This window comes from Actinomadura sp. 7K507 (assembly GCF_004348425.1).
Classification (GTDB): domain Bacteria; phylum Actinomycetota; class Actinomycetes; order Streptosporangiales; family Streptosporangiaceae; genus Spirillospora.
In genome coordinates this window covers 1-7002 of sequence record NZ_SMKK01000356.1, presented here as the reverse complement: position 1 = coordinate 7002, position 7002 = coordinate 1, and the positions used below count along the sequence as shown (strand labels likewise).

Sequence of the window (7002 nt, the reverse complement as noted above, 5' to 3'; positions counted from 1 at the left end):
CACAACAACCGCCATCGGCACCCTCCACCGCGACCACCCCACCTGGACCCAACTCCTCACCAACCTCGCCACCCTCCACACCCAAGGCACCCACCTCAACTGGACCCACATCCTCGAAGCCATCGGCCTCCCACGGCCCGCCAGCCCGCCCGCGCTGCCCACCTACGCCTTCCAGCACCAGCGGTACTGGCTGGACGGAAGGGGGCGCCGGGCCGGGGACGTCGCCGAGGCGGGGCTGACGCCCGCGGACCATCCGCTGATCGGTGCCATGGTCAAGCTCGCCGGCGGCGGCGAGATCGTGCTGACGGGCCGGGTGTCCAAGGGCTCGCATCCGTGGCTCGCCGACCATGTCGTGGCCGGGTCGGCGCTGCTGCCGGGTTCGGCGTTCGTGGAGCTGGCGGTGCACGCCGGGCGGCTGGTGGGCTCCGGCCGGGTGGAGGCGCTGACGCTGGAGGCGCCGATGACGCTGCCCGACCGCGGCGGCGTCGGGCTGCAGGTGGTCGTCGAGGCGGCCGACGGGGGTGGACGGCGCGCGATCACCGTCTATTCGAGGCCGGAGGAGAGCGCGGACGACCTTCCGTGGACCCGCCATGCGAGCGGGGTGGTGACGGCCGGAGGCCCGGCCGACCTCCCACCGGACATGGCGTTCTGGCCGCCCGCCGAGGCGCGGCCTGTCGACACGGAGGGCTGCTACGCGGAGCTGGCGCAGCTCGGCTACGAGTACGGCCCCGCCTTCCAGGGGCTCCGGCGCGCCTGGCGCCATGGTGAGGACCTGCTCGCCGAAGTGGCGCTGCCCGACGGTGGCGACGCGGCCCGGTTCGGCGTCCATCCCGCTCTGCTGGACGCTTGCCTGCACGTCGTCGGCCTGGCCGTCCTCGACCGCGGCGAACGGGAGGTGAACCTGCCGTTCGACTGGAACGGTGTGTCGCTGTTCCTGTCCGGGGCGGGGGCGGCGCGGGTGCGGGTGTCCCCGAGCGGCCCGCGCACGGTGACGGTCTCGGTGGCCGACGAGACCGGCCGGCCGGTCATGTCGGTGGAGTCGCTGACGACGCGGCCGGTCCGCGCCGAGTACCTCCGGCACGGCCGGGATGCCGGTCACCACCTCTTCGCCGTGGAGTGGACACCGCTGCCGGAAGGGCGGCCGGAAGGCCGGGTCCCGGACGGGCCGGTGCTCCTCGGCGCCGACGAAGCGGGACTCGCGCACGCTTTCGGCCCCGGCCTCGACGCGTTCGCCGACCTGGACGTCCTGAGGGAGGCGATCGACGCCGGCGCGGACGTCCCGGACACGGTCGTGACCGTCTGCTCCGGCGCGGGAACCGGCGGTCTCGCCGAAGCGGCGCGCACGGCCGGGGCCGCCGCGCTCGGACTCGTGCGCGCCTGGCTGGGGGACGGGCGCTGGGCGTCCTCCCGGCTGGTGGTCGTCACGCGGGGCGCCGTGTCCACCCGCACGGGCGAGGACGTCGCCGATCTGGCCGCCGCTCCGGTTTGGGGGCTGGTCCGCGCGGCGCAGTCGGAGAATCCCGGCCGGTTCCTGCTGATCGACATCGACGACGACCCGGATTCCGCGAGCCTGCTGCCCGGCCTGGCGGCGATCGCGTCCGTCCCGGGCGAGACGCAGGTCGCCGTCCGGCGGGGGACGGTACTGGTGCCCCGCCTGGCGACGGCGTTCCCCGGCGGGGACTCCCGCCCGGCCTTGCTGGACCCCGACGGCACTGTCCTCATCACCGGCGGCACCGGGCTGGTCGGCAGCGGGATCGCCCACCATCTGGTGTCAGCCCACGGCGCCCGGCACGTCATCCTGGCGAGCCGCCGGGGGCCCGGTGCGGCGGGGGCGGCGGAGCTGCGGGACCGGCTGGCCGAGCTGGGCGCCGAGGTGACGGTGGCCGCCTGCGACGCCGCCGACCGCGGGCGGCTCGCGGAACTGCTGGCGAGCGTCCCGGCCGCGCATCCGCTGACCGCCGTGGTCCACGCGGCGGGGGTGATCGACGACGGGGTGGTGGGCTCCCTGACACCCGAGCGGATGGCGCGGGTGGCGCACCCGAAGATCGACGCCGCCGTCAACCTGCACGAGCTGACCCGGCACGCGGACCTGTCGCTGTTCGCGCTGTTCTCGTCGGCCGCGGGGATCATCGGGTCCCCCGGCCAGGGCAACTACGCGGCGGCGAACGCCTTCCTGGACGCGCTGGCCGCGCACCGGCGGGCGACGGGCCTGCCGGGGATCTCCCTCGCCTGGGGGCTGTGGGAGGAGCCCAGCCGGATGACCGCGCATCTCGGCGCGGCCGAGCTGTCCCGGGTCGAGCGCGGCGGCCTGGTCCGGTTGCGGCCGAGGCAGGGGGCGGCGCTGTTCGACGCCGCCTGCGCGGCGGGCGAGGCGCTGATGGCGCCCGTTCCGCTGGACATCGCGGTGTTGCGCGCCCGCGCCGCCGAGGGTTCACTGCCCGCCCTGTTCCGCAGGCTCGTGCCCGTGCCCGTCCGGCGGGCGGGCGAGACCGGGGCGGCGCAACCGGAGGGCTCGCTCGCGCGCCGGCTGGCCGGGCTGCCCGAGGCGGAGCAGCGGGAGGCGCTGCTCGACCTGACGCGCGGTCACGTGATGGCGGTGCTGCGGCGCGACGCGGCGCAGGGCATGCCGGCGGATCGCGCGTTCCAGGATCTCGGGTTCGATTCGCTGACCGCGGTCGAGCTGCGGAACCGGCTGGGCGCCGCGACGGGGCTGGCGCTGCCGGCCACCCTGGTCTTCGACCATCCGACACCGCGGGACGTCGCCGACCGTCTGCGTGACCTGCTGGGCGGGGCCCGGCGGGCGTCCGCGGCGACGGCCGCCGCGAGGAGGGCCGCCGACGAGCCGGTCGCGATCGTGGCGATGGCCTGCCGCTACCCGGGCGGCATCCGCTCCCCCGAGGATCTGTGGCGGTTCGTGGAGGCGGGCCGGGACGGGATCTCGGCGTTCCCCACCGACCGCGGCTGGGACCTGGAGCGGCTCTACCATCCCGATCCCGGCCATTCCGGCACCACTTATGCCCGCGAGGGCGGGTTCGTGTACGACGCCGCCGAGTTCGATCCCGAGTTCTTCGAGATCTCGCCGCGGGAGGCGGCGGCGATGGACCCGCAGCAGCGGCTGCTGCTGGAGGTCGCCTGGGAGGCCCTGGAGAACGCCGGCATCCCGCCCGCCTCGCTGAAGTCCAGCTCGACCGGCGTCTTCACGGGGCTGATGTACCAGGACTACATGACGCTCCCGGGTCAGTTCACCGACACCACCGCCGGATACTCGCTGACCGGGACGTCGGGCAGCGCGGCGTCGGGGCGCATCTCGTACGTGTTCGGCCTGGAGGGGCCGGCCCTGACGGTGGACACCGCCTGCTCCTCCTCGCTGGTGGCGCTGCACCTGGCGTGCCAGGCCCTGCGCCGGGGGGAATGCGACCTCGCGCTCGCCGGCGGAGCCACCATCATGGCCACGCCCACCCTGTTCGTGGAGTTCTCCCGGCAGCGGGGACTCGCCCCCGACGGCCGCTGCAAGCCGTTCGCGGCCGCCGCCGACGGCGCGGGCTGGTCCGAAGGGGCCGGACTCCTGGTGGTCGAGCGGCTCTCCGATGCCCGGCGCAACGGCCACCCCGTACTGGCGGTCGTGCGCGGCTCGGCGGTGAACCAGGACGGCGCCAGCAACGGGATGACCTCGCCCAACGGCCCTTCCCAGCAGCGTGTGATCGCGCAGGCGCTCAACGAATCGGGTCTGGGCGCCGCCGACGTCGACGCGGTCGAGGCCCACGGCACCGGCACCACTCTCGGGGACCCGATCGAGGCCCAGGCGCTCCTCACCGCCTACGGCCAGGACCGCGACCGGCCCCTGTGGCTCGGATCGATCAAGTCCAACCTCGGGCACACCCAGGCCGCCGCCGGCGTCGCCGGAGTCATCAAGACGGTCCTGGCGATCAACCACGGCGTGCTCCCGCGCACCCTGCACGTCGATGAGCCGACCCCGCACGTCGACTGGAGTGCGGGGGCGGTGAGCCTGCTCACCGAGCCGGTCCCCTGGCCCGACACCGGACGGCCGCGCCGCGCGGCCGTCTCGTCGTTCAGCATCAGCGGCACCAACGCGCACACCGTCATCGAGCAGGCCCCCGCCGAACAGTCCCCCGAGGAGACGCCCGAGGAGCCGGGCCCGGCCGGGGCGGGGCCGCTGCCCCTCCTTGTGTCGGCCGCGAGCGAAGCCGGCCTGCGCGGGCAGGCGCGACGGCTGGCGGAGTTCGTGCGGGAACGTCCGGACGCGGATCCCCGCACCGTCGCCGGCGCCCTGGCGACCAGGCGCGCGACACTGCGCCACCGCGCCGTCGTGCTCGCCTCCGGCGCCTCCGGGCTGCCGGACGAACTGTCGGCGCTCGCCGCCGGAAACCCCTCCGCCGGAGTGACCGAGGGCGTCGCCGACCTGAACGGCAAGGTCGCCTTCGTCTTCCCCGGGCAGGGCGCCCAGTGGGAGAGCATGGCCACAGCGCTGATGGAGCAGTCCACGGAGTTCGCCGAGCACATCGCCCGGTGCGAGGCGGCGCTCGCACCGCACGTGTCCTGGTCGCTGGACGAGGTGCTGCGCGGCGCGCCCGCCGCTCCCGGTCTGGAGCGCGTCGACGTCGTCCAGCCGGTCCTGTTCGCGGTCATGGTGGCCCTGGCCGAGCTGTGGCGCGCGTACGGCGTGGAGCCCGCGGCCGTCGCCGGCCACTCCCAGGGCGAGATCGCCGCCGCGCACATCGCCGGTGCCCTCTCCCTGGACGACGCGGCCAAGGTGGTGGCCCTGCGCAGCCGGGCACTGCGCGAGCTGGCCGGGGACGGGGCAATGGCGTCGGTCGCGCTGCCCGCCGCCGAGATCGAGCGGCGCCTCGCCCGCTGGGACGGCGAACTCACGCTCGCGGCGGTGAACGGCCCCGCCTCGACCGTGGTCTCCGGCTCCCCCGGGGCCGTCGACGCGTTCCTCGCCGAATGCGGCGGCGAGGGGATCCGGACGAACCGCGTCAGCGTCGACTACGCCTCCCACTCCCCGCAGGTCGACCGCATCAGGCCCGCGCTGCTGGAAGCCCTCGCCGACATCGCGCCGGGTCCGTCGCGCATCCCGTTCTTCTCCACCGTCACCGGCGACCGGCTCGACACCACCGGGCTGGACGCCGCCTACTGGCACACCAACCTGCGCCGGCCGGTGCAGCTCGAACGGAGCGTGCACGCCCTGATCGGACAGGGCCACGACGCCCTGATCGAGGTCAGCCCGCACCCCGTGCTCGTCACCGGCCTCCAGGACACCGTCGACGACATCGGGGCCCACGCGGTCGTCATCCCGACGCTCCAGCGCGGCCAGGGGGATATGGCCCGGTTCCTCTCAAGCGCCGCCGACGCCCACACCCGGGGGATCACGGTCGACTGGGCAGGCCGCTTCTTTCCCGGCGCAATTCCCCCCGTGGCGCTGCCCACCTACGCCTTCCAGCGGCGCCGCTACTGGCTGGAGGGCCCCGGTCCGAAGGACGCTCCCGCCCCCGGTGACGATGACGGGCAATTCTGGAGCGCGGTCGAGCGCGAGGACCTCGACGCCCTCGCCGCGATGCTCGAGCTCAACGGTTCCACGCAACCACTGGAGGCGCTGAAGCCCGCGCTGCCGGTGCTTTCATCGTGGCACCGCAGGCATCGTGAGAGCTCCGAGGTGGACTCGTGGTGCTACCGCGTCACCTGGAAGAGGCTCGCCGATCCCGCCGTCTCCGCGCTCCGCGGCCGGTGGCTGCTCGTCGCACCCCAGGCCGGCGACCCGTGGCAGGACGCCTGCCAGGAGGCGATGAGCGGCCTCGCCGGTGCCGAGATCGTCCGCCTGGAGGTCGATGCCGGGCCGCTCGACCGCACGGCGCTCGCGGAACGCCTCACCAGCCTGTCCGACGGGCTCCAGGGAGTGGTCTCGCTGCTCGCCCTGGGCGGCCGCGACGCGCTCACCGGAACCACGACGCTCCTCCAGGCCCTCGGCGACGCCGGGATCGACGCGCCGCTCTGGTGCGTCACCCGGCGGGCCGTGTCCGTCGATCCGCTGGACACCGTGGACGACCCCGCGCAGGCGCGGATCTGGGGGCTGGGCCGGGTGGCGGCGCTGGAACACGCCGACCGCTGGGGCGGCCTGATCGACCTGCCGGAAACGCCCGACGGGCCGGCGCGGGAGCGGTTCGCGGGCGTCCTCGCCGGTACCGGCGGGGAGGACCAGCTCGCGATCCGGCCCACGGGCGTTCTCGCCTGCCGCCTGATGAGGGCCGCCGATCCGGGCGGGCCGGAACGGGCCGGCTGGCGGCCGCGCGGCACCGTCCTCGTCACCGGCGGAACCGGCGCGCTGGGAGCGCACGTCGCCCGCTGGCTGGCGCGCGGCGGGGCCGAGCGTCTCGTCCTGGTCAGCCGCCGCGGCCCGCACGCCCCCGGCGCGGCGGAACTCCGGTCCGAACTGCGGGCGCTCGGTGCCGAGCCGACGTTCGCGGCCTGCGACGCGGCGGACCGGGCCGCGCTGGAGCGTGTCCTCGCCGAGATCCCCGACGAGCATCCGCTGACCGCGGTCGTGCACACCGCGGGCGTCCTGGACGACGGCGTGATCGACGCGCTGACCCCGGACCGGCTGGCCGGGGTGCTGCGCCCGAAGGCCGACGCCGCCGCGCACCTGGACGAGCTGACCCGGGACACGGACCTGTCCGCGTTCGTGCTGTTCTCCTCCGCGGCCGGGGTCCTCGGGAGCCCGGGGCAGGCCAATTACGCGGCGGCGAACTCCTTCCTGGACGCGCTGGCCCAGCGGCGCCGCGCCCGGGGACTCCCGGCCGTGTCCGTGGCGTGGGGCGAATGGGGCGGCGGCGGCATGGCCGACGACGAGAGCGCGCGGGCCAACCTGCGCAGGAGCGGGTTCTCCGGCATGGACCCGGAGATGGCGATCACCGCGCTCCAGCGGGCGCTGGACCGGGACGAGACCTGCCTCACCGTCGCCGCCGTCGACTGGGAACGGCTCTGGCG

General features: G+C 75.4%; 1 protein-coding gene. It reads left to right on the top strand.

Features of this window, described 5'->3' with window-relative positions; genetic code table 11:
- A partial coding sequence (locus tag E1285_RS42120; protein WP_132160404.1) for a type I polyketide synthase occupies positions 1–7002 on the top strand: 7002 nt, incomplete at both ends.